This window comes from Oryzifoliimicrobium ureilyticum (assembly GCF_037199735.1).
GTDB classification, from domain to species: Bacteria; Pseudomonadota; Alphaproteobacteria; order Rhizobiales; family Rhizobiaceae; genus Rhizobium; species Rhizobium ureilyticus.
Window position 1 is genome coordinate 192,153 of the sequence record NZ_JBBBVQ010000002.1, and the last position, 23,171, is coordinate 215,323.

General features: G+C 54.8%; 19 protein-coding genes and 2 pseudogenes. 6 read left to right on the plus strand and 15 right to left on the minus strand.

Annotated features, from left to right (window positions below; all coding sequences use genetic code 11):
* Positions 1 to 72 precede the first annotated feature (72 nt).
* The 8 genes and pseudogenes from VQ830_RS04090 to VQ830_RS04125 form a co-directional block, all read right to left on the minus strand.
* Entirely contained in the window at positions 73 to 1,002 is a 930-nt protein-coding gene (locus VQ830_RS04090) for a glutaminase (protein WP_337266799.1), read from the minus strand.
* 72 nt (positions 1,003 to 1,074) lie between these two features.
* Entirely contained in the window at positions 1,075 to 1,692 is a 618-nt protein-coding gene (gene rpsD, locus VQ830_RS04095) for a 30S ribosomal protein S4 (RefSeq protein WP_337266800.1), read from the minus strand.
* Positions 1,693 to 1,912: 220 nt separating this feature from the next.
* Positions 1,913 to 3,354 (minus strand): annotated as a pseudogene (gene phoA / locus VQ830_RS04100) (alkaline phosphatase).
* A 168-nt stretch (positions 3,355 to 3,522) separates the two neighbouring features.
* Positions 3,523 to 5,043, minus strand: a complete 1,521-nt coding sequence (locus tag VQ830_RS04105) for a helicase HerA domain-containing protein (protein WP_337266802.1) — start codon at positions 5,041 to 5,043, stop codon at positions 3,523 to 3,525.
* 125 nt (positions 5,044 to 5,168) lie between these two features.
* On the minus strand, positions 5,169 to 5,969 hold the full coding sequence (murI, locus tag VQ830_RS04110) for a glutamate racemase (protein WP_438617211.1): 801 nt from the start codon (positions 5,967 to 5,969) through the stop codon (positions 5,169 to 5,171).
* The gene (locus VQ830_RS04115; protein ID WP_337266804.1) at positions 5,953 to 6,774 is read right to left on the minus strand and encodes an RNA methyltransferase; all 822 of its coding nucleotides are present in this window, start codon (positions 6,772 to 6,774) and stop codon (positions 5,953 to 5,955) included. The genes murI and VQ830_RS04115 overlap by 17 nt, the downstream gene beginning before the upstream one ends.
* 59 nt (positions 6,775 to 6,833) lie before the next feature.
* Complete coding sequence (locus VQ830_RS04120) at positions 6,834 to 8,780, minus strand: FUSC family protein (protein ID WP_438617314.1); 1,947 nt, start codon at positions 8,778 to 8,780, stop codon at positions 6,834 to 6,836.
* Between the two features lie 75 nt (positions 8,781 to 8,855).
* The gene (locus VQ830_RS04125; RefSeq protein WP_337267126.1) at positions 8,856 to 9,386 is read right to left on the minus strand and encodes a hypothetical protein; all 531 of its coding nucleotides are present in this window, start codon (positions 9,384 to 9,386) and stop codon (positions 8,856 to 8,858) included.
* Between the two features lie 187 nt (positions 9,387 to 9,573).
* Between VQ830_RS04125 and VQ830_RS04130 the strand changes: the two genes are divergently transcribed.
* Positions 9,574 to 10,788: an NADP-dependent isocitrate dehydrogenase gene (locus VQ830_RS04130; protein WP_337266805.1), complete on the plus strand. Its 1,215-nt coding sequence runs from the start codon at positions 9,574 to 9,576 to the stop codon at positions 10,786 to 10,788.
* 112 nt (positions 10,789 to 10,900) lie between these two features.
* Positions 10,901 to 11,518: pseudogene (locus tag VQ830_RS04135) on the plus strand (glutathione S-transferase family protein); the annotation flags it as partial.
* A gap of 80 nt (positions 11,519 to 11,598) precedes the next feature.
* Here the strand turns inward: VQ830_RS04135 and clpA are convergent.
* The 6 genes from clpA to VQ830_RS04165 form a co-directional block, all read right to left on the minus strand.
* Positions 11,599 to 14,094, minus strand: coding sequence for an ATP-dependent Clp protease ATP-binding subunit ClpA (gene clpA / locus VQ830_RS04140; protein ID WP_337266806.1), 2,496 nt, complete (start codon positions 14,092 to 14,094; stop codon positions 11,599 to 11,601).
* A 10-nt stretch (positions 14,095 to 14,104) separates the two neighbouring features.
* Entirely contained in the window at positions 14,105 to 14,458 is a 354-nt protein-coding gene (gene clpS / locus VQ830_RS04145; RefSeq protein WP_337266807.1) for an ATP-dependent Clp protease adapter ClpS, read from the minus strand.
* A gap of 498 nt (positions 14,459 to 14,956) precedes the next feature.
* Positions 14,957 to 15,403, minus strand: a complete 447-nt coding sequence (locus tag VQ830_RS04150) for a DUF3597 domain-containing protein (RefSeq protein WP_337266808.1) — start codon at positions 15,401 to 15,403, stop codon at positions 14,957 to 14,959.
* A gap of 87 nt (positions 15,404 to 15,490) precedes the next feature.
* Positions 15,491 to 15,694, minus strand: coding sequence for a DUF3126 family protein (locus tag VQ830_RS04155; protein ID WP_015339784.1), 204 nt, complete (start codon positions 15,692 to 15,694; stop codon positions 15,491 to 15,493).
* A 188-nt stretch (positions 15,695 to 15,882) separates the two neighbouring features.
* On the minus strand, positions 15,883 to 16,716 hold the full coding sequence (cysE, locus tag VQ830_RS04160; protein WP_337266809.1) for a serine O-acetyltransferase: 834 nt from the start codon (positions 16,714 to 16,716) through the stop codon (positions 15,883 to 15,885).
* A gap of 193 nt (positions 16,717 to 16,909) precedes the next feature.
* Positions 16,910 to 17,695 (minus strand): alpha/beta fold hydrolase, encoded by a 786-nt coding sequence (locus VQ830_RS04165; protein ID WP_337266810.1) that lies wholly within the window; start codon positions 17,693 to 17,695, stop codon positions 16,910 to 16,912.
* Between the two features lie 152 nt (positions 17,696 to 17,847).
* On the opposite strand from VQ830_RS04165, the gene VQ830_RS04170 reads away from it, so the two are divergent.
* Complete coding sequence (locus VQ830_RS04170) at positions 17,848 to 18,093, plus strand: zinc-finger domain-containing protein (RefSeq protein WP_337266811.1); 246 nt, start codon at positions 17,848 to 17,850, stop codon at positions 18,091 to 18,093.
* 19 nt (positions 18,094 to 18,112) lie between these two features.
* Positions 18,113 to 19,288 carry an FAD-dependent monooxygenase gene (locus VQ830_RS04175; protein WP_337266812.1) on the plus strand — a complete coding sequence of 392 codons (1,176 nt, stop codon included), beginning with the start codon at positions 18,113 to 18,115 and terminating at the stop codon, positions 19,286 to 19,288.
* A gap of 33 nt (positions 19,289 to 19,321) precedes the next feature.
* On the opposite strand, the gene VQ830_RS04180 is transcribed toward VQ830_RS04175, so the two are convergent.
* Positions 19,322 to 20,509 carry a cystathionine beta-lyase gene (locus VQ830_RS04180; RefSeq protein ID WP_337266813.1) on the minus strand — a complete coding sequence of 396 codons (1,188 nt, stop codon included), beginning with the start codon at positions 20,507 to 20,509 and terminating at the stop codon, positions 19,322 to 19,324.
* A 361-nt stretch (positions 20,510 to 20,870) separates the two neighbouring features.
* Here VQ830_RS04180 and VQ830_RS04185 point away from each other — a divergent pair, with 361 nt between their 5' ends.
* Both VQ830_RS04185 and VQ830_RS04190 read left to right on the plus strand, forming a co-directional pair.
* The gene (locus VQ830_RS04185; RefSeq protein ID WP_337266814.1) at positions 20,871 to 21,896 is read left to right on the plus strand and encodes an amino acid ABC transporter substrate-binding protein; all 1,026 of its coding nucleotides are present in this window, start codon (positions 20,871 to 20,873) and stop codon (positions 21,894 to 21,896) included.
* 81 nt (positions 21,897 to 21,977) lie between these two features.
* Positions 21,978 to 23,171, plus strand: coding sequence for an amino acid ABC transporter permease (locus VQ830_RS04190; protein ID WP_337266815.1), 1,194 nt, complete (start codon positions 21,978 to 21,980; stop codon positions 23,169 to 23,171).

Consider the following 23,171-nt stretch of genomic DNA (forward strand, 5'->3'; position numbering starts at 1 on the left):
GCTGTGGCCCCACCGACGTCAGTGGCAGAGGCTGTAGCAGACTTCGTCAGAAGCGCACAGGGACCATCTCGCTCAATCGCCGAATATCGACCAACCGGTACGCGCAGCAAGCAACTCAAGCGCAACTGAGCCCAGAAGTGAGTTGCCCACCTTGTTGAGCCCTGGTGACCATACGGCAATGGAAGCGATCCCTGGGGCAACCGCCAGGATGCCTCCTCCGACACCGCTCTTGCCAGGAAGCCCGACATTATAGGCGAAATCGCCAGATCCATCATAATGCCCGCACATCAGCATCAGGGCGTTGATGCGGCGGGCACGTTTTGGCGATACGACGGAATGTCCTGTCAAAGGATTGCTGCCGCGCGCCGCCAGAAAGAGACCGGCATGCGCCAACTGCTCGCAACTCATGGAAAGCGCGCATTGATGAAAGTAAACGCCGAGCACGTGGTCGACGGGGTGCTGAATGTTGCGGTAGGATTTCATGAAATTCGCAAGAGCGAAGTTTCTGAAGCCCGTTGCCGTTTCCGAACGTGCGATGGTCTGATCAATCGTGACTGATTCATCGTCAGCCAGATAGCGGACAAAGCGAAGTAACTCGCCGATCGCTTCGCGCGGCTCGTGGCCCGCCATAACGACATCGGTCACAGCAATCGCCCCGGCGTTGATGAAGGGATTGCGGGGAATGCCCGCCTCGTGCTCCAATTGCACGATGGAATTAAAGGCAGAGCCAGACGGTTCGCGCCCGACGCGCTTCCACAGGCCTTCACCGATCTTGCCAAGTGCAAGTGTCAGCGTAAAGACCTTGGAAATGCTCTGGATCGAAAATGCGACATCTGCATCGCCGACGCAATATATCTTCCCGTCGACTGTCAGGACGGCCATGCCGAATTGTCTGGGATCAACCTTGGCAAGCTCCGGAATGTAATCGGCTACTTTACCCTCGCCGATCCTCGGCTGAATTTCCCTGTATATGCTGTAAAGGATGTCCTGCAGATCCGCCATGATCCCTCCACATAGACGAAAGGCCGCCTCGAGAGGCGGCCTTTGACATTGCGAAAAACGCCTCTTCCCGAATTAACGGGAGTAGAATTCGACCACCAGCTGCGGTTCCATCACAACGGCGTATGGAACGTCGCTGAGCGAAGGAACGCGAGTGAAGGTAGCAACCATTTTGTTGTGATCGACTTCGATATATTCCGGGACATCGCGCTCGGCGAGGCTCACGGCTTCCAGAACCGAAACGAGTTGCTTCGACTTCTGACGAACTTCGATGACGTCGCCGGCCTTGCAACGGTAGGAACCGATGTTGACCCGAACGCCGTTCACGGTCACGTGACCATGGTTGACGAACTGACGGGCGGCCCAGATGGTCGGCACGAACTTGGCGCGATACACGATCGCATCAAGACGCGATTCCAGCAGACCAATCAGGTTCTCGGAGGTATCGCCCTTGCGGCGGTTAGCCTCATCGAAGATCGAGCGGAACTGCTTCTCGCGCAGGTCACCATAGTAACCTTTCAGCTTCTGCTTGGCACGCAGCTGCACACCGAAGTCAGAAAGCTTGCCCTTGCGGCGCTGACCGTGCTGGCCCGGACCATATTCGCGGCGATTGACTGGAGACTTAGGACGACCCCAGATATTTTCGCCCATACGGCGGTCAATTTTATACTTAGACGATTCGCGCTTGCTCATCGTATTTCCTTTCAGAATGTTAGGACGGTTTGTTGCCAAACCGCGCGAAGGAAACACGCCCTCCTTTAGCTTTCTTTCGAAAGCCCGACAGGACCGTCCGGTTACGCGAACCGGCCAACTCCACGGGACATGTCAAATGAAACACCGGACATTGCTGCCCGGTGTTGCAGGGGTCTTACGGGCACAGACAAAAAATGTCAATGCCGATCACAGCAGCGATTTACTTCATGCCAAGTTTTTGAACCGGCAGCCCAAGAGCATCCCTGATAGTGTAGAAGAGATCGGTCTGGTCTGTCAGTCCCGTGACGTTTGCCGCGTACGGGCCATAGGCGGCAATACGCAGCTGAGCTCCGGTATGCCCCTGGTCACTTGCATCGTCGGAGTTTCCGTAACTGACGGCCATGACTGCCCCGTCCTTTGTCATGAGCGCTTGCGTCAAACCGGGCGCTTTGGCGTCGGCTTCGACGATCTGGCTCGCATGGGCATGATCTGCCGTCACGATCACAAGCGTATTTCCATCGGCCTTTGCAAACTTGAGAGCCTCCTGAACAGCTTCGTCGAGATCAACCGTCTCGCCGATTTGCCCGCATGGATTGGCGGCATGATCCTGCTTATCGATAGACGCGCCTTCGACTTGAAGAAAGAAACCCTTTTCATTCGTCTTCAGAAGATCGATCGCCTTTTTCGTCATCTGCGCGAGCGTTGGGATTGCCGATGTGCGCTTTTCATTTGGCTTACAAGTTACCGGCTCTTTCTCGACGTTGCCGTAATGACTTGCCTGCGGCCCTTGCCAACGCACCGGCATATTGCCGTCAGCGAACAAACCTAAAACCGGCTGGGCATCGCTTGCCTTTTGGACATTCAGCAACTCGTCAGCGGTCGTTACGATTTTGTAGCCGCGCGCTTCGGCTTGTTCGCGAAGCGTCTTGTCCTTCCAGTCTCCTGCGCGGGCCGTTTCGCTGAAGCTTTTGGCCCCGCCCCCCAAAGTCACATCGGCACGGGCGTTGATCAGTTGTTCCGTGATCGATCCCTTACCGCCGTTTTCCAGAGCGTTCGTGGGGCATTTTTCTGCCGTTGCAACCGGTCCGTAGCATTTGCGCTGTGTGACATGCGCGATCTGTACCGCAGGCGTTGCGTCTTGAAGTTCCGCAGTCGAGACATTGCCCGTGCCGATGCCGGCCGCTTTAGCAAGCTCGATCAAGGTAGGATGTGCCGCTTCATGAATGTCGACGCCGATAGCACCGTTATACGTCTTCACACCGGTCGCCCAGGCCGTGCCCGATGCCGCGGAGTCGGTGACATAGGTCGGCTTTCCCGTCTTCTTGTCAAGGGAATAATGAGTGTACTGACCTGTGATCGGCAATGCATCAATCCCAGTGAAGAAACCGCCCGCTCCCATGGCGTAGTTGCGCGCCACGGTGATTTCCGAATCGCCCATTCCGTCGCCGATAAGAAGGATGACATTTTTCGGCTTCGCATCCGAAATAGAAGCCTTCAACGCTTCCGTGATGTCTCCGGTCAAACGACGGGCACCGCCAGGTTGCGACAACTCCCCTTTTGCGGAACGATCCAGGAGATTGACGGCATCTTGCGCATGCACAGCAAACCCAACTGCTGTTGACAACAGCAGCGCAGCAGCAATGCGTGCAGTGATGGTCTTATGAATAGTCGATCGCATGGCGAACCTCTCTGTCAGTGCGTTCGCGCCTACCCCAGGCGCGAGGCTCTTATCGCCATGGGTGATGAAACTTATGTGACAAGACAACCTGGAATAGGCTCACGTGCCGCTAAAGGATCGGCGAATACGATGAGCTGGCTTTCAGCATGGCGTCACTCGGCAGCTGTGCGTGCACCGACCTCGTCCGGTGCAGTCGCATCACCAGGCGCCGTCTGGCATCCTATGTCCGGGAACGCAACGATCCGCAGTCCTGCGAAATCATTATGGACAACAACGGTTCCGTGTTCCTCGAAGTAGCTGAGCAGGCGGCGCGCGCGGCGGGCGGAGTGCGTCCCATAGGCCCGCGCAATACGCGCATCCGACGGGCAAGGCTCGCTGCAGATCGCGGCCTTAGCCAGCATCAAAAAGACGCCCTGCAAGTCCTCGGTGATCGAATTAGAAAGCGACAGTACGGTTTGCCACTCCGGTCTTTCCCCTGTGGCCTCATCGACGCCCGCACGTGCAATTGCAGCACGGCGACGAAAATCGGAAAGCGATATGGCGCCTCCTGGCACGCGGCGCATCCTAAGGCGAACAAGAAAATCCTGGTAGAGAACCGCATCCGTTCGGAATGCCGACGAAGGGTCGTCCAAAATTTCTGCGAGCACCGCAGCAAGCCGCTCCTCCCGCTCTTCGGGGGTAAAGTCCGGCTGGCTCGGTCGTACTTCTGACGCGCCAGAAGGGCCTGATGCAGCAGGTGTCGATTTGGACAGCTCTGCCAAGATGTCGCTGGTTGGCCTTGGAGCGGGCGCAACGCGCCGAACGATCGGCCGCTGCAGCTCCTCCGGATCAGGCGTGAAGATAAGGTCTTCAACATCCACCGGCGCGTCCGGCAAGGGCATAAGTTTTGGGCTTGATGACCGTGCCGAGGTTTCTACCGCGCCGATCTGGATTGGCAGCGGACGACGCGACAAAGCCGGACCGAGCGCGACAAAATTGCCGCGCTTGAGATCTCGGAACATTTCGGCCTGACGCCGATCCATTCCCAGAAGATCAGCTGCTCGCGCCATATCGATGTCGAGGAAGGTTCGTCCCATCAGAAAATTCGAAGCTTCTGCCGCGACATTCTTGGCAAGCTTTGCAAGACGCTGCGTGGCGATGACGCCCGCCAGGCCGCGCTTACGGCCGCGGCACATCAGATTGGTCATAGCGCCAAGGGAGAGCTTGCGCGAATCTTCCGACACATCCCCGCCAACCGAAGGCGCAAAAAGTTGCGCCTCGTCGACGACAACCAGAACGGGGTACCAGTAGTCTCGGTCTGCGTCGAACATGCCGTTCAAAAACGCGCCGGCCGCCCGCATCTGCTGCTCGACATCGAGGCCTTCCAGCGTCAGGACGCAGGACACCCGATGCTGGCGAATACGTCCGGCAATTCCGGCCAACTCGGCTTCGGTGCGCTCACCATCGACCACAACATGACCAAACCGATCACTGAGAGTGACGAAATCGCCCTCTGGATCGATGATCACCTGCTGTACCCATTGAGCGGATTGCTCAAGCAGGCGACGTAACAGATGAGATTTTCCCGATCCGGAGTTTCCCTGTACCAGCAACCGCGTTGCAAGCAGTTCCTCGATATCAAGTGTCGCCGGGCTGCCACCGGTCGCCAGGCCCATATCGATGCCGATCTGCACTGCACTACCTCATCATATTGTCTACTTGCGGTGACACGAAAGCGTCACCAGAGCCATTAGCAGAGATTTAATCTTGTTTCGCCGCCTGGAAAAGGAAATGCAAAGTCTCTTGTGGATAGCGGGGACTAGATCGTTTTCAGCCCAAAACCTTGCAACAGCCGGCGTGTGGAGAAGTCTGGATTACGCGACGTGAAGAAGGCGTGGTCGAAACCATCTGGATGTTCGGCCCCTTCGATTTGCGGCACTTTGCGCCGCGCCTGCCTTGCAATCGCTTCCGCAGGATCAAGCCAGTCCACCGGCCAGGGCGCAAGACGCCTGAAGACGTTGGCGAGGAAAGGATAATGTGTGCAGGCCAGAACAACGATGTCGGTACGCGCTCCATCACGCTCGACGAAGCATTCCGCAATTTCTGCGCCTATCGCTTCGTCGGAAACGATGTCCCCTCGTATGTAAGCTTCTGCCATACGCGCAAGATGGACAGACCCGATCAGTTCGACATGACACTGCTGTGCAAAAGACTGGATCAGTTCGTGCGTATAGGCGCGTCGAACGGTTCCGGGCGTTGCAAGAACCGATACCAAACCGGAGCGCGTTCTTTCCGCGGCAGGCTTGATTGCCGGCACCGTGCCGACGAAGGTCATGTGGGGAAATGCCGCACGAAGATCTGCGCCGACAAGCGTGAACGCAGTATTGCAGGCGATGATGCAGATTTCAGGATCGTACCGTTCCAGCAGCGTTGCAAAGAGCTTGATAATCCGTTCTTGCAATGCTTGCTCTTCCCAACTTCCGTATGGAAAGCCCGCATCGTCAGCGACATAGATGAAACTGCGCTCTGGAATGAGGACACGCACCTCCCTCAGGACGGTCAATCCGCCAATGCCGGAATCGAAAACGAGGACCGGCTTTGGATCACTTCCATGCGCCATCATCGTCCCGCGTTTGTTTACCTGTGGTCTCAACACGCGGGTAACGCCGTTGGAAGCGATCAAGCGAGGTGATGACACCTCGTAGAACGCTGATTTCCTGCTCCGTAAAGGCACGCCTCGAAAGCACTGCCCGCAAATTATCTATCATCTTCGGCTTCTTTTGAAGGGGGTGAAAGTAACCCCTCGCGTCAAGCGCGTCTTCAAGCTGATCGAAAAGCCCGAAAAGTTGCTCCTTCGTCGATTGTCGCTGCTCGGTCGCCTGAAACGGAACGGCAGCCAGATCGTCCATGCCTGACTTCATCCATTCATAGGACATCAGCAGAACAGCTTGCGCTATATTGAGCGAAGCAAAGGCTGGATTGACGGGAAATGTAACGATCTCGTCGGCAAGAGCGACTTCTTCGTTGGTCAACCCCCACCTTTCTCGGCCATAGAGTATTCCGGTTTTCTCACCGGCGACGAATTTGCCGCGCAGGGTCTGAGCCGCAATGACGGGTGAACGCACCGGCTTATAGCCATCACGCTGGCGTGCGGTTGTGGCATAAACGAAATTCAGATCGGCGATTGCTGCTTCAAGCGTATCGAACACGAGCGTTGTCTCGATCACATGATGGGCATTCGACGCGGCTGCCGTTGCCTTTTCGTTTGGCCAGCCGTCGCGCGGGTTGACGAGACGAAGCTCGGCAAGGCCGAAATTGGCCATAGCGCGTGCCACCATGCCAATATTTTCACCCATTTGCGGCTCGACGAGAATGACGACCGGCCCTTCGGCCAGAAGTTGACGCTCGCTATTCGTGCCTGCCATCGGTTCTTCCTCGTGTTGAATGCGGCGGCAATAACGCCCTTGGTCCGAAACGGCAAGTATCAAGACGATGGATAGAGCCTTGCCAGCGTTGTTCCGACCATTTCCAGCGCCAGCCGCGCTCCACCCTCGGAGAGAGACACATCTTGCGGTCTATGCTCGATCGTCTTGCGATTGATGAAGAAACAGTCGGAGCCCTGAGAGGCCGACCTGTCAAGACGTTCGATAATGGCGTCGATGGTGTCCCGATCTTCTTCGCGCATATGGTAGGTCCGCGCGGTGAGCCGCGCCCAATACGTGCATGAAAGCAGGATCGCCAGCGTCTGTCTGATATGACCTGGGCGCGTGACTATCGACCAGGATGAGCCAAGCGGTTGGACCGCTGCCGTAAGGTCTCGATAGGCGCTGTCGAGTGCTTGTGAATAAAGCACGAGAGATGAGCGAGTCTCCTTTGCGCCGAGGCCAACCAGAAGCGCCCGAAGCGCATGGAACCACTTCCCCAATGCCTGATCGACATTTTCACGGGTCCGCGCTGGAAAGACAAAAAAGGCGACGAGAGTACCTGCGATCGCGCCTATTCCTGTTTCCTCAACGCGCAGCAGCAAGAGATCGAGCGTCAACCCGCCAGTCATCGCATAGGCGAGACAAAGAGTAATCGAGACAAAAAACGTCATGGTCGCATAGGAAATCTGCAAAAAGTAGAACGCGAGAAAGATGCAGACGGTCGCAAGGGGTAGCGCAATCACAAGCAAATGCTGCGTGAGCTGCGCAAGAAACAGGCCGGCGACAATACCGAGGAGCGTCCCGAGAGATCGCTGAATAGCTTTCATTGCTGTGTCGCCGCGCGAGGTCGTATTGACGAAGACCAAGAACGAGGCAAGCACGGCCCAAAACCATCGTTCGCGGGACAAAAGAAGGCCAAATATCATTGCAAGCGCAGCGGCCAAGGTTATCTGGAGCGCCCTTTGCAAATGCGGATTGGTCCATGATAGATGGACCGGCTCACTGGTTGCTGACGCAGTCGCCCTGTCAAGATGACTAAATTTGTTGGTTCTTCCCTCCTTGATGACGCGGATCAGCAGGTTCCGTGTTTCCGCAAGCCTGCGCATACTCCATGCTTTGGCAGCCTCCTCGCTTGCGCTATGCAACAATTTGCCACTGAAGATACCGCTGACAGTTTCGCGCGACGGAGGTTTTTCCTGGCTGAGGACAATGGCGCTTTCGGCGGCAAGATGAAGATCGAAAAGCATGATGGCAATCTCTGCCGCCTCGCCTTTGCCCTCATCGAATAGTCCGCTGTCGGGACGTGGTACCAAACTCTGCGCCATCAACACAGCATCCTTCAGCCGTTCTTCCAGACGCAAAAGCTCCTCGCGGTCTTCCTGCGAAATGCAGTCAGAACCGCCAAGTCCGTAAAGTTTTACCAAGATCCGGTTGACGCGGCTGTTCACACTTTCTAGCGCCACCAGCAAATCGCGCCGCCAATCATCGGCAAGAAGAAAGGCGCGGACCAGATGATTGACCAAAGACGAAACAATACAGCCGAGCGATGCCAAAGGCAGTTCTGCCAAACCTGGATGAAAATAAGCGCCCATGAAATAGGAAAGAAAGGCGAACATACCGATCGCGTGCCCACGAACGCCATAAATGCGGGCGGCTGACGCAAGAAAAGCGACCAGCAGAAAAATAAGGTCAGACACATAACGATGCGGCTCAAGAAGCGAAGCGACCCAAACTGCTGTGATGCTCGCCAGGCAAGCATAGAGCCTGGTCACAGCTTGCGCTGACATTCCCTTGTCACGGACAGCAACGCCACCTTGTATCGACAAGAGGATCGCCAGGGCATAGCTCGCCGTCGGCAAAGGCACGGCAAGAAATTGGGTTCCGAGAAGCACCAGGAATGATAGAACGACGGCCAACGTCACTCTGCTGGCAAGTCTGAGCCGCGTTAATGCAGGATCATTGGCGACCAACCAGTCACGAAAATTGAAATGGCCTATCCAGCTCAATGAGCGGCGGGGCCTGACGCTCCCCTTCGATGGCTGCCTGTCGATGCGACGCACATCCCGCAAACATCCATCCTATCATTGACCTTTGGCAATAAGATCCATTGTCTGCTTGAGATGGTTCGGCGGCTGGCCTGGATCACCTTCCGTAATGATATCGTCGATCACCCATTTCCCGTCTTGCTGAATGACCTCGAAACGATCGGTGGTGATCTGATTCTTGTCGGTGCCGTCATCCATGCAGGACGATTTCTTGAACGTGACGACAACCTCCGTCACACCGTTGGCAGGTGGCTGAGGGGCAAGCTTAACATCGGTGATCGGGCATGCGTCCTGTCCATTGACGATCACGTCGTAATTGAACGGGGAAATACCGTCTTCATCTTCGGCAGGATTTGCAGCCGCTGCCTTGTAGCGCGTGATGAAATCCTTGCTGTAGAGGCTCGACAATCGGCTCTCGTCGAAAATATCGATCCAGTCGGCGTCTGCCCCAGACCAATTCTTGACCGTCGCGTCCATCACAGCTTTAACAGGTGTCGTCGCATCATCAGCATGGGCAATAGCGGGCAGCAAAAGGCAACCGGCAAGAATCAAAGCAATCTTCTTCATCATCCAATATCCGCTTCGCAAATTTGGCGAGAGACTAGCCATTTTATGCGGCTTGGCAATGCCTTCAAAAATAACCGAAGCACTCCTTGCGGCTTTGCCTTGCCGCATCTCAATGCTATAGCGCTCTTGATTTTTTTGAAATCAAATCGGGCTTTTGCCCTCAAGTTCAAGTTAACGAGGCAGATACATGACCAAGATCAAAGTCGCAAACCCCGTCGCCGATCTCGACGGCGATGAAATGACTCGCATCATCTGGCAGCTCATCAAGGACAAGCTGATCCATCCGTATCTCGACCTCGATATCGACTACTACGATCTGTCAGTCGAAAACCGCGATGCTACCAATGACAAGGTCACTGTCGACGCAGCGAACGCAATCAAGAAGTATGGCGTTGGCATCAAGTGCGCGACCATCACCCCGGATGAAGCCCGCGTGCAGGAGTTCGGTCTCAAGGAAATGTGGAAGAGCCCGAACGGCACGATCCGCAACATCCTTGGCGGCGTCATTTTCCGCGAGCCGATCATTTGCCGCAATGTTCCTCGCCTCGTTCCGGGCTGGACACAGCCGATCGTCGTCGGCCGCCACGCCTTTGGCGACCAATACCGCGCCACGGATTTCAAATTCCCGGGCAAGGGCAAGCTGACAATCAAATTTGTCGGCGAAGATGGTCAGGTGATTGAGAAGGAAGTCTTCAACGCACCGGGCGCCGGCGTCGCCATGGCAATGTACAACCTCGATGAATCGATCCGCGAGTTCGCCCGCGCGTCCATGATGTACGGCCTGATGCGCAAGTGGCCCGTATACCTGTCAACCAAGAACACGATTTTGAAGGCCTATGACGGTCGTTTCAAAGATCTCTTCCAGGAAATCTATGAAACGGAATTCAAGGCTCAGTTCGATGAAGCCGGTATCACCTACGAACATCGCCTGATCGACGATATGGTCGCTTCCGCCCTGAAGTGGTCTGGCGGTTATGTCTGGGCCTGCAAGAACTACGACGGCGATGTTCAGTCGGACACCGTAGCACAGGGCTTTGGATCGCTCGGTCTCATGACCTCCGTTCTGCTGACGCCGGATGGAAAGACTGTTGAAGCCGAAGCCGCGCACGGTACGGTTACACGTCACTACCGCCAGCACCAGAAGGGCCAGGAAACCTCCACGAACTCGATTGCATCCATCTTCGCATGGACCCGCGGTCTTGCTCACCGCGCCAAGCTGGACGACAACGCGGAACTTGCAAGGTTCGCATCGACACTTGAGAAGGTTTGCGTCGATACGGTTGAGGCAGGCTATATGACCAAGGACTTGGCTCTCCTGATCGGTCCAGATCAGCCATGGCTGTCGACAACCGCCTTCCTCGACAAGATTGACGAGAACCTACAAAAAGCGATGGGCGCCTAAGGCGACCACCACTGATGGCTTTGGAACGGCGGGATTTTCCCGCCGTTTTTTTGTTGTCGCGGTTATGTTTCTCTCTGGTATCTTCCAGCCGAGATTTGGAGGAGGATCACGGATGTCAGCAGAGCTTGTTCTTTACACCAATCCGATGTCGCGAGGCTGCATCGCACGTTGGTTGCTGGAGGAAACGGGACTTGATTATCGGGTGGAAATGGTTGGCTTCGGCCAGGCAATGAGAAACCCGGACTACCTCGCAATCAATCCAATGGGAAAGGTTCCTGCTCTTGTTCATGGGTCAGCGGTTGTGACCGAAGTTGCGGCGATCTGCGCCTATATCGCAGACACCTTTCCCGACTTGCGGCTTGGTCCCGAAGGAAATGAAGAACGCGCCCGTTACTTTCGCTGGATGTTCTTTGCTGCCGGTCCTCTGGAATCTGCCGTTCTCAATCGTGCTCTGGGATGGGAGGTCCCGCCCGAAAAAAGCAGAATGGCGGCCTACGGCAACTACACCACGACCATCGATGCGCTCGATAAGGCGATCGGTTCATCTGCTTACATTACCGGTGATCGATTCACTGCTGCAGATGTTTATGTTGGATCTCATATCATCTGGGGCTTACGATTTGGCTCGATAGACAACCGGACTTCGTTCAAAGCCTATGCCGAAAGACTTTCAAGGCGCGAAGCATTCAAACGTCAAAATGAGTTGGATGCCAAAGCGGGAGCGGCGATGGGATGTCGAGCGGAGGCTGATCCTTGCAGAGCATCAGCTCCTCGAAATGATGAAGGGCGGCTCGAGGCCGCCCTTTCTTATTATTTCTTCGGAACCTTGGGAACCGCACCTTTCTTGGCAGAAGCCTTAGGCTCGGGCTTTTCGTCCGTCGTCTTTGTAGCCGACGACTTTGTCGCCTTAGGACGGGTTTTCAACTCGCCGTCGCTGTCCTGCTCGGCTTCAGGATGAATAACCTCTGCTTCCGGCTTTGGCCTAATAGGAGCCGTCTCCGGAATGCATTCGAGAACAAGACCGGTCTTACCGTCGTCCGTCGGTCCTACGGACACGCGAACGACACCACCCTTCTTCAGCTTGCCGAACAAGATCTCATTGGCAAGCGGCTTCTTGATGTTCTCCTGGATGACGCGCGCAAGAGGCCGAGCGCCCATCTTCTCGTCGTAACCCTTTTCCGAAAGCCATGCGATCGCTTCTTCCGAAAGATCGAACGTAACGTTCCTCTCAGACAGCTGCGCTTCGAGCTGCATGATGAACTTCTGCACGACCTTGTGAATAACGGTCGTCGGTAGAGGTGCAAACGGAATGATTGCATCAAGCCGGTTGCGGAACTCCGGTGTGAACAAGCGGTTCAATGCCTCTTCATCTTCCCCGGTCCGCCGCGAAGATCCAAACCCGATTGCCGCCTTCGCCATCTCGGACGCACCAGCATTCGTCGTCATGATCAAAATGACGTTCCGGAAATCGATCTTCTTGCCGTTGTGATCCGTCAAGGTGCCGTGATCCATAACCTGCAACAGAATGTTGTAGATATCCGGATGAGCCTTCTCGATCTCGTCAAGCAGCACCACGGAATGTGGATGCTGATCGACGCCGTCTGTCAGAAGACCGCCCTGGTCGAACCCAACATAGCCGGGAGGCGCTCCAAGAAGGCGCGACACGGTGTGTCGTTCCATATACTCGGACATATCGAAACGCAGCATTTCGACGCCTAGAGACGAGGCAAGCTGCTTGGCAACTTCGGTCTTGCCTACGCCGGTCGGGCCGGAGAAGACATAAGCACCAATCGGCTTGTTGGGTTCACGAAGACCCGCTCTTGCAAGCTTGATGGACGTTGACAAGGCTTCGATCGCATTGTCCTGACCATAAACCACTGAACGCAGTTCTTGCTCGAGATTGGCGAGAACCTGCTCGTCATCCTTCGAAACGGTCTTCGGAGGAATGCGTGCCATGGTCGCAATCGTTGCTTCGATCTCACGTTCGGTGATCAGCTTACGCCGCTTTGACGGTGGCAGGAGCATTTGCGCTGCGCCTGTTTCATCGATGACGTCAATTGCCTTGTCGGGCAACTTTCTGTCGGAGATATAGCGGGCGGACAGTTCGACGGCCGTCTTGATCGCCTCGTTGGAGTAACGCAGGTGGTGATACTCCTCGAAGTAAGGCTTCAGGCCCTTCATGATTTCGATAGCATCGTCGATTGAAGGCTCGTTGACATCGATTTTTTGGAAACGACGAACAAGCGCATGGTCCTTCTCAAAGAACTGCCGATATTCCTTATAGGTCGTCGACCCAATGCAACGGATCGCGCCGGACGAAAGCGCTGGCTTCAAAAGGTTCGATGCATCCATTGCACCACCCGATGTCGCGCCAGCGCCGATAACCGTGTGGATTTCATCGATGAAGAGAACGGCACCAGGATAGTCTTCGAGTTCCTTGACCACCTGCTTGAGGCGCTCTTCGAAATCACCGCGGTAGCGGGTCCCAGCGAGCAATGTGCCCATGTCCAGCGAGAAAATCGTGGCGTTGGCCAACGCTTCCGGAACTTTGCCCTCGACGATGCGCTTCGCAAGACCTTCAGCGATGGCCGTTTTGCCGACGCCTGGATCACCGACGTAAAGCGGATTGTTTTTGGAGCGGCGGCACAGCACCTGAATAGTGCGGTTCACTTCCGAATGACGCCCGATGAGCGGATCGATCCGGCCGGTCTTGGCCTTCTCGTTCAGATTGACGCAATATGCCTTCAAAGCGTCAGGCTGCTTCTTCACGCCGCCATCGTCGGGTTCGCCCCCGCGAGACCCCGTCGCCTTGCTTTCAGACTCGCCTTCGTCAGAACCGCGTGGCGGACGAACGTCAGACGACCCTGGGCGCTTGCCAATTCCGTGGGAGATGTAATTGACTGCGTCGTAGCGCGTCATCTCCTGTTCCTGCAGGAAATACGCAGCATGGCTTTCGCGTTCGGCAAAGATAGCAACAAGCACGTTGGCGCCGGTTACTTCTTCCCGTCCGGATGACTGGACATGAATGACAGCACGCTGAATGACGCGCTGGAATCCAGATGTCGGCTTTGAGTCTTCATCATAGCCGGTGACGAGATTGGAGAGCTCGTTATCGACATATTCTGTGATCGTACGGCGCAATGCGTCGAGATCGACATTGCACGCTCCCATAACGGCGGCAGCATCGGCATCGTCGATCAGGGCGAGCAGCAAATGCTCAAGCGTCGCATATTCATGATGCCGCTCATTGGCAAAGGTCAGTGCCTGATGGAGCGCCTTTTCTAGACTAGGCGAGAAAGTTGGCACGTTTCAATCCTCACTTCTTTTCCATGACGCATTGCAGCGGATGTTGATGTTGCCGGGCAAAGTCCATTACCTGGCTCACCTTGGTCTCCGCCACCTCATACGTAAATACCCCGCATTCACCGATGCCGTGGTTGTGAACATGCAGCATGATACGCGTAGCTGCCTCGTGATCCTTCTGGAAAAAGCGCTCCAGAATATGGATGACGAAATCCATCGGTGTGTAATCGTCGTTAAGAAGCAAAACGCGATACATGCTTGGCTTCTTCGTCTTCGGTCTTGTGCGGGTAATGACCGAAGTGCCCCGATTGGCGTTATCTCCGTTCCTTTCGCTGTCCTTTTGCATCCGGACCGGCGTGGCGATCATTTCCTGTCTTCCCTTGCTATCCGACGAAACCTTACAAGCCGGCATTTCGACGAATATTCCATAGTTAACTAAGTTCGTGATTGTCTGATTTTAAGCCCCTTCGCGGCGACTGCAAACACTATTCCAACAAACCACACGCATTCCTTTCTCATGGAACACGCGAAACTCGGTTCGATTTTTTGTGAAAGAAAAAGACCGACTACAGATGCGTTGCCGGCCGGCCATTTTCAAGAGGTGTCGAGGTAACGCCACTGCCATCGCTCAATGTTTCCTCTCAAGCACATCTTAGCGATGCATTAAGCGCCAACCAGCCGGTTAGGTTCCAGCCTGCATCATCAAGATCTATGCCTCCAATCGTTGGCATCACCATCTTTCTCCAGCGACTAAAGTGAGAATAGCCTTGAAAGAGCATTAGTCAACGACAAGGGCTGCCCCTGCCTGCGGCGTAAAATCTCAGTCGGCTTTTTCTCCATTTAACCGCCGGCCAGTACCATTGCCCTAATGAAGAAGATCGACAGGCACTTTTGCTCCATTGTCCGAAAGCCGCCTCATCAGCGCATGATGGAGGAATAGGTTCATGTCCGCGGAGTCGTGAGGATCGGCCGTATAGCCCAGTTCTTTCGCAAGCGTTCGTCTCTCTTGAAAGCTCGCTTCCATACCAAGCGCCTTCATGAGATCCACGATGGAATGGCGCCAATCAAAAGCCTCTCCACTTTTCTTCACGGCAGCATCGAGGATTGGTTCGATGTCGATAGGCTGCGTCGGAACGGGTTGAGGCGTCGGTGTAACGGCAGGCGGTGCGGGAGGGATGGGTATAGGAGCGATCGACAAGGTAGACGGCTCAAGCGAAAGAGGTAGGTGTACCTGAGCCGACCCATATCTACTTGCTGGCGTGGGGTGGGCCTCGCCGAAGATCGCAAGCTTGATTTTCTCGAATACGCCCATCTACGTCCTCCATCGGCTTTGCCTGAAGGGCTAGATGGACCATACGACGGCCACGTCTAGGTTTGGACGCGGATAAAACGCATCTTATCAAAGATCGACGTCAAGAATTGCCATGGAAAAGTTGTAGGAACGATCGCCGTCTTCGTCATCGATATAAACGACGCCCAAAAACTCTTCGCCAAGGTAGACTTCTGCCGAATCATTCTTCCGCGGACGGGCCTTCACAACGACCTGAGGATTGAAAGTACGTTTGAAGTAGGCATCGAGCTTCTTGATTTCCTCGGGCTTCACAATTGTCTCCTGGCTGTGTGTTTCGCGCCGCTTCTTGCATACGAAGCCGAGCGCTGTAAAGGTTGTGTTCCGCTCATCCACCAGTAGTCCTCCTTGAAGGACGCGGTAGGTTTAAGCTAGCGCTTCGGCTGAAGTCGTCCATGCCACGCGAACATGATATCATTTAAAGCGCCTGTCGGGCGCTGCATTCAAATGTCGGCGCCGATGACTTGATCCATAACACGGGAGGGTTCCGAGCAACCTGCTTCACCAACGACTTTGGCAGGAACTCCCGCCACAGTCGTTTTCGGCGGAACGGGCTTCAGGACCACAGAACCGGCCGCCACGCGAGAGCAATGACCAATCTGGATGTTGCCCAAGATCTTTGCACCCGCACCGATGAGAACGCCGCTATCGATCTTCGGATGACGATCTGCGCCTTCCTTGCCTGTCCCGCCTAAGGTTACGCCATGAAGGATTGAAACATTGTCGCCAATCACGGCTGTTTCGCCCACAACAAGGCCAGTTGCATGGTCCAGGAATATTCCGCGGCCAATCTTTGCAGCAGGATTAATGTCGGTCTGGAATACGCCAGACGATCTACTCTGCAGATAGAGCGCCATATCACGGCGGCCTTTATTCAAAAGCCAGTGAGCAAGGCGATGGGTTTGCAATGCGTGGAAACCCTTGAAGTAAAGAATAGCTTCGATGAACCGCAAGCAAGCAGGATCACGATCGTAAACCGCCTGAATATCGACCCGCAGAATAGTGCTCCATTCCGGCCAATCCTCAAGCATTTCATTGAACGTCTGACGCAAGAGATGCGCCTGCAAATCATGATGGTCGAGGCGCTCGCAGATGCGATGAATAACACAGTCTTCCAGTGACCGATGATTGAGAACGGTCGCATAGAGGAAGCTTCCCAAAACAGGCTCGCTCTCAGCGGCGACACGCGCCTCATCACGCACACTGTTCCAGATGGGGTCCATCGTCTTTAACGACGTGCTTGGCTCGACTGCGCGGGCATCAACATATACAGCCATGAAAGACGTCCTCGTCTCCTTGTAGGAAATTCATTATATAGGGCTTGGCGCACTTAACACAAACATGCGCCGAAACAATCTTGTAAAGGTATTTATTCCTTTAAAGCCGGCAGAGGCTGCTGGAGCCGAAGTGCAGAGAAAACATGCGTCTGGATCAAGATGGTACCCGCACTTCCTCTGCCAAGACAGAGTATTACCCAGCCGCCACATCAGCATAGAAGTCCAAGACGGCTTGTTTGAAGACTCGGTCACCAACAGCCAGCATATGATCACGCCCTGGAATATCGAGAGCCTTTGCATTGGGCATCAAGGCTGCAAGTTCTTGCGCTGATCCGGCGATATCATCTTTTGTGCCAACGCCAATCAGCGTGGGGATATCGATCGTTCCCATGTCGGTTCGCGAAACGAGGTCACGCGAACCACGGATACAAGCAGACAAGGCTTCACGATCGCTTTTGGTCTGCTCAGCGAACATGCGGAACATCCGGCCTCTTTCATGAGTGACATCGGCAAGCGAGGGGGCGATCAAGGCATCGGCAATAGGGTCCCAATCCCCCACTCCGTCCGTCATTCCGATCCCCAGACCACCGAGCACCAATGAGCGAACGCGGTCGGGCCGCGAAAGGACGGCAAATACCGAAATCCTGGCACCCATCGAATATCCCATCAGGTTGGCTTCAGAAATGCCGAGATGATCAAGCAACGCAATGGCATCGGCGGCCATCTTCCAAGGACGATAGGCTTCAAAATCGCGTGGCTTGTCGCTCCCACCATGTCCACGGTTGTCGATCCCGATTACACGGTATCCGGCATCCCCCAAAACCTTCAACCATCCCGGATAGACCCAATTAACATTCGCCGTTGAGGCAAATCCATGGATCAGAAGCACCGGGGGTCCGCTTGGATTCCCAGCGTCGAAAAACGCCAGCTCAAGCTCATCATGGCGAAAGCGAGAAAATTCCGGGGTGTTGAGGTTCATGGCATTATGTCCTTTTGCGCCGGACCATAATCGACGTCCCCTGCTAGGTGAAGCTGCTCTGCATAAAACTTCCCTTATCGTGCGATGCCTCTACACATTTGCGATGAAAGCTTTATAACCCGCGCCAAGGTTTGACATCATCGGAGATTGAAATGGCCGGCCATAGTATTCCGCATTTTCAAAATGACGGCGGGCATCGTGTTGTTGAAGTGGGCGTGAAGGAATTCATGTGCACGGGCGCGTCCGTGCCGTTCGATCATCCGCATATTTTCATCGATATGGGCGACGACAATGAAAAGGTCTGTTCCTATTGCTCGACGCTTTACCGGTTTAACCCGGCCCTGAAAGCCAGTCAGACAAATCCGCCCGGCTGCGTCTTCAACGTCCACGCTGCCTGATTTCGAGCCTTGATGCTCCATGACAAAGGAAAAAGCCGTTATTGTCGGCGCGGGAATCGCCGGGCTGACTGCAGCGCTTTCACTCGCACGTCATGGGATTGCCAGCGAGGTACATGAAAAATCCCCTTCGCTTAGTGAGGTCGGCGCCGGGTTGCAGCTTTCACCCAACGCCTCCTCGATGCTTGATGGCCTTGGTCTTCTCGAGCGTCTCAGCCAATATTGGAACGAGCCAGAGGCTATAAGGCTGGTCTCTGGCTATTCCCTTAGAGAACACGCATCCGTTCCAGTTGGCAATTATGCAAGACAACGCTGGGGTGCTCCATATGTCGTCCTCCACCGCGCCGATCTTCAGCAAGTCCTGCTTGAGGCGGTGGAAAATGAAAAACTTTGCAGGCTCCATCTGAACTCCCGGATATCGGAAGACGATATCGCAGCGCTATCATCCGACGCAAAGCTGGTTATCGGCGCCGATGGAGTCTGGTCGAAAGTGAGCAGCGCAGTTGCCGATAGCCCAAAGGCTCGCTTCTCAGGAAACGTCGCCTACCGCTTCACAATCCCCGAAGAAAAGTCCCAAGGTCTTCTCAACGGAAAAGCCGTAACGGCCTTTCTAGGATCGAATGCTCACCTTGTATCCTATCCACTCGGGAAAGAACGCGGCATCAACGTCGTTGCGATTACTGCCGGCAATCCGAGTTCTGAAAACTGGCAGGTGGAGATGACGCCGGATCGCCGCAACGCGATGTTGGCGCGGTTCGCAGGTTGGCATCCTGGCATCAAGGTACTTCTGGAAAAGGCTGAGCATGTCACCTATTGGCCACTTTATGAGAGACTGGCCGGCTCCTGGCATGATCATCGCAACGTCGTCCTAATTGGAGATGCCGCGCATGCCATGATGCCCTTCGCAGCCCAGGGTGCCGCCATGGCAATTGAAGACGCGGTCGAGCTGGCTCGTCTTGTTGCAGCCAGACCGGCATCAGAAGCATTGACGCGTTTTACAATGCGGCGCACGCCACGCATTAAGAAACTGCGTCAACGCGCCAGTCTCAACCGGTTTGCCTATCATGCAAGCGGACCGATCAAATTGGCGCGGAACATCGTTTTCTCGTTGAAATCGCCTGAAAGTCTGGCAGGCGATCTCGACTGGATTTATGGCTACCGCGCGTCTAATACCGATCCTTATTCCGTGACTTCATAAACGGATGTCATCGGCACTCGGCCTCAGCCAGCATCAGATCTCTCTGACGGCCGCGAACCCCCGTTCGAGGTCAGCCTTTAGATCAGCGACATCCTCAAGACCGATCTGCAACCTTATGACAGGTCCTTCTTTTGGTGCCTTAGCGATCTTGCGATCGGAGAGGTTGACCGCGACGGCCAAGCTCTCGTAACCGCCCCATGACCAGCCAAGCCCGAAGATTTTCAGGGCGTCCAGGAAAGCGTGAGACGCAGCCTTGAATTTCGATGGTTCAGATACGGGAAGCACGATCGAAAAAATGCCGCTCGCGCCTTTGAAATCGCGCTTCCAAATGTCATGCGAAGGAAAGCTCGGTAGCGCCGGATGGAGAACCTTTGCGACATCCTCTCTGCCCTCCAGCCATTGCGCGAGCGACAGAGCGCTTGCCTGGTGACGTTCTAGGCGGACACCCATCGTCCTTAACCCGCGCAGGATCTGGTAGGCATCATCAGGTGCCGCGCAAATACCAAGGGTGATGCTGGCTTCCTTAAGTCGATCCCAATGCGCTGCATTGGCCGACACTGACCCCATTAAGACATCGGAATGGCCTGATGGGTATTTTGTAGAAGCATGAATCGAAATATCGACGCCGTAATCGAGCGGCTTGAAGTAAAGCGGCGTCGCCCAGGTATTGTCGATACCGACGACGAGACCATGTTTGTGCGCAACGGCAGTAATTGCAGGCACGTCCTGCATCTCGAATGTATTTGAGCCGGGCGCCTCCAAGAGAACAAAGCGCGTGTTGGCCTTGATCAGGCTTTCTATTCCAACGCCGATTGCCGGGTCATAGTAGTCCGTCTCAACACCCATGCGTTTCAGCATCGTGTCGCAGAAATTTCGCGTCGGGGAATAGACACTGTCGGTTACCAGAAGGTGATCACCGGACGACAGGAATGCCAGTAGCGGAACGGTAACGGCAGCGAGGCCCGAGGGAACGAGGATCGTACCCGCCGATCCCTCCAGAGCATCGATCGCCTCGCACAGAGCGTCGGTCGTCGGCGTGCCTCTCGTGCCGTAGGTATATTTCTGCGACCGCGTTTCCATCGCTGCAGCGTTCGGAAACAGAACCGTTGATGCATGCACCACAGGTGGATTGACGAAGCCATGAAAGTCCGAAGGATCATTTCCCAAATGGGCTAAACGCGTGTTGGGACCGGCGCTGACGAGGTGATCTTTTTCTTTCATGTATTTCTAGCTTCTGTCTTTTGAACTCTGATAGGGGCGCACTCTTCGCCCCTCCACTCCCAAGGGTCAAGCCCGAGAAGACGGCTGTTCGGGCCTTTGTTCTTAACCGTCAGATATATCAGTATAAATGCGGCGGAATTTTCAGCAGAAAATGCGCATTTCGAATGCAAATGCCGTCAAAATCGCCATCGACATACGTGCGTGATGATTTTTCACGCAATATTCAGCGCTGACACTTGACCGTGATGGTATTTGCGACTGTGATAGAAAACTCGCGCCGGGAGGGTGTCGAGAGAAAAATGACGTCGCTGGCGTCGGCACACGATCGAAAACAATTACAACAGACACGAATGGGAAAGAAATGAAGATCAAGCTTTTGTCAGCCGCGCTCGCAGCAGCGGGCTTTGCTTTCGGGGCATCGGGAGCATCGGCGTCGACATTGTCAGACGTCAAGGCAAAGGGGTTCATTCAGTGTGGCGTGAACACAGGTTTGGCTGGATTTGCCGCTCCTGACTCGTCCGGCAACTGGACAGGTTTCGACGTTGATTTCTGCCGCGCACTGTCGTCGGCTATTTTTGGCGACCCGACAAAGGTTAAATTTACCCCGACATCGGCAAAAGACCGTTTCCCCGCCTTGCAATCGGGCGAAATCGACGTTCTGGCGCGTAACACGACCTGGACGATCAACCGTGACACAGCCCTTGGCTTCAACTTCCGGTTCATCAACTATTACGACGGTCAGGGCTTCATGGTTCGCAAGAGCCTGAACGTCAAGTCGGCACTGGAATTGTCTGGCGCTGCGATCTGCGTTCAGCAAGGTACGACTACTGAGCTGAATCTTGCCGACTACTTCAAGGCAAACAACCTTCAGTACAATCCTGTGGTTTTCGAGAAGCTGGAAGAAGTCAACGCAGCCTACGATGCAGGCCGTTGCGACGTCGATACGACGGACCAGTCCGGTCTTTATGCCACGCGTCTCGTCCTGAAGAACCCGGACGAACATGTGATCCTGCCTGAAATCATCTCAAAGGAACCACTCGGACCGGCTGTACGTCAGGGCGATGATCAGTGGTTCGATATCGTGAGCTGGGTCGGTTACGCCATGGTTCAGGCTGAGGAATTCGGCATCACCCAGGCTAACGTCGATCAGATGAAGAACTCCGAGAACCCGGATATCAAGCGCTTCCTCGGCACTGAGGCCGATACGCGCATCGGCACAGATCTCGGTCTTTCCAACGACTGGGCCTATAACATCGTCAAGGGCGTCGGCAATTACGGCGAAGTCTTCGAGCGCAATATCGGCCAGGGGAGCCCCCTGAAGATTGCACGCGGTCTCAATGCCCTTTGGAACAAGGGCGGCCTGCAATATTCGCCGCCTGTTCGCTGATACAGTATCGGGAGGGCCGAAAGCCCTCCCCACCCTATAACAAAAAAGCCTGTAAAAGCGGGCGACGGGGAAAACGACCGAATGAGCGATTATTCGATAAACACGTCGAAAGGCGGGTTTGATTTAAAGTCTGCGATCTACGACCCGAAGATCCGTGGTGTGTTCTTCCAGGTTGTCGCAGTGGTGGTCCTCGCCTTCATCGTCGGGACTATTTACTACAATCTCTCGCAAAACCTTGAACGATCCGGAACCAGCGCTGGGTTTGGATTTTTGAACGGGCGCGCCGGCTTCCCGATCGGACAAACGCTGATCGAATACACGAGCGATTCCACCTACGCCCGCGCCTTATTGGTCGGGATTATCAATACGATCCTGATCGCTGTCTGCGGCATTATCACGGCAACCATCATTGGTTTCATTATCGGGATTGCGAGACTTTCAAAGAACTGGCTGATTGCCAAACTCGCCCTCGTTTACGTGGAAGTTTTCCGCAACATACCTCCGTTGCTGGTCATCTTCTTCTGGTACAAGGGTGTGCTGTCCGTTCTTCCGGCGCCACGCGATTCCGTTGCCTTGCCATTTGCAAGCTTTTTGAACAATCGCGGTCTATTCTTTCCGAAGCCAATCTTCGCACCTGGTTTTTATGCAGTATTGATCACATTGTTGGTTGGCATAGTGGCAACGATTTTTGTTGCCCGCTGGGCTCATAAGCGCCAGGCGGCGACCGGTCAGCCCTTTCATACAATTTGGGCAGGCTTTGGCCTGATTTTGGGTCTGCCAATTATCGCCTTCTTCGTTCTAGGAATGCCGATCAGCTTTGATTATCCGGTGGCGGGCAAGTTCAACCTGACGGGAGGTTCGATCGTAGGTCCCGAATTTATCTCGCTTTATCTGTCGCTATCGTTCTACACAGCGGCGTTCATCGCCGAGATTGTACGGAGCGGCATTCGCGGCGTGCCCAAGGGACAGACGGAAGCGGCGAGTGCACTTGGTCTTCAACCGAGTTCGACAACCCGTCTTGTGGTCGTGCCGCAGGCACTGCGCATCATCATCCCTCCCCTTGCGAGCCAGTATCTCAATCTTACGAAAAACTCCTCGCTTGCGGTGGCCATTGGTTTTGCCGATCTTGTCTCTGTGGGCAATACGATCCTCAATCAGTCCGGACAATCCGTCAAAATTGTCGCAATCTGGATGGTGGTTTATCTTGCGCTCAGCATTGCAACATCGCTTCTGATGAACTGGTTTAACCGCAAGATGGCATTGGTGGAGAGATAA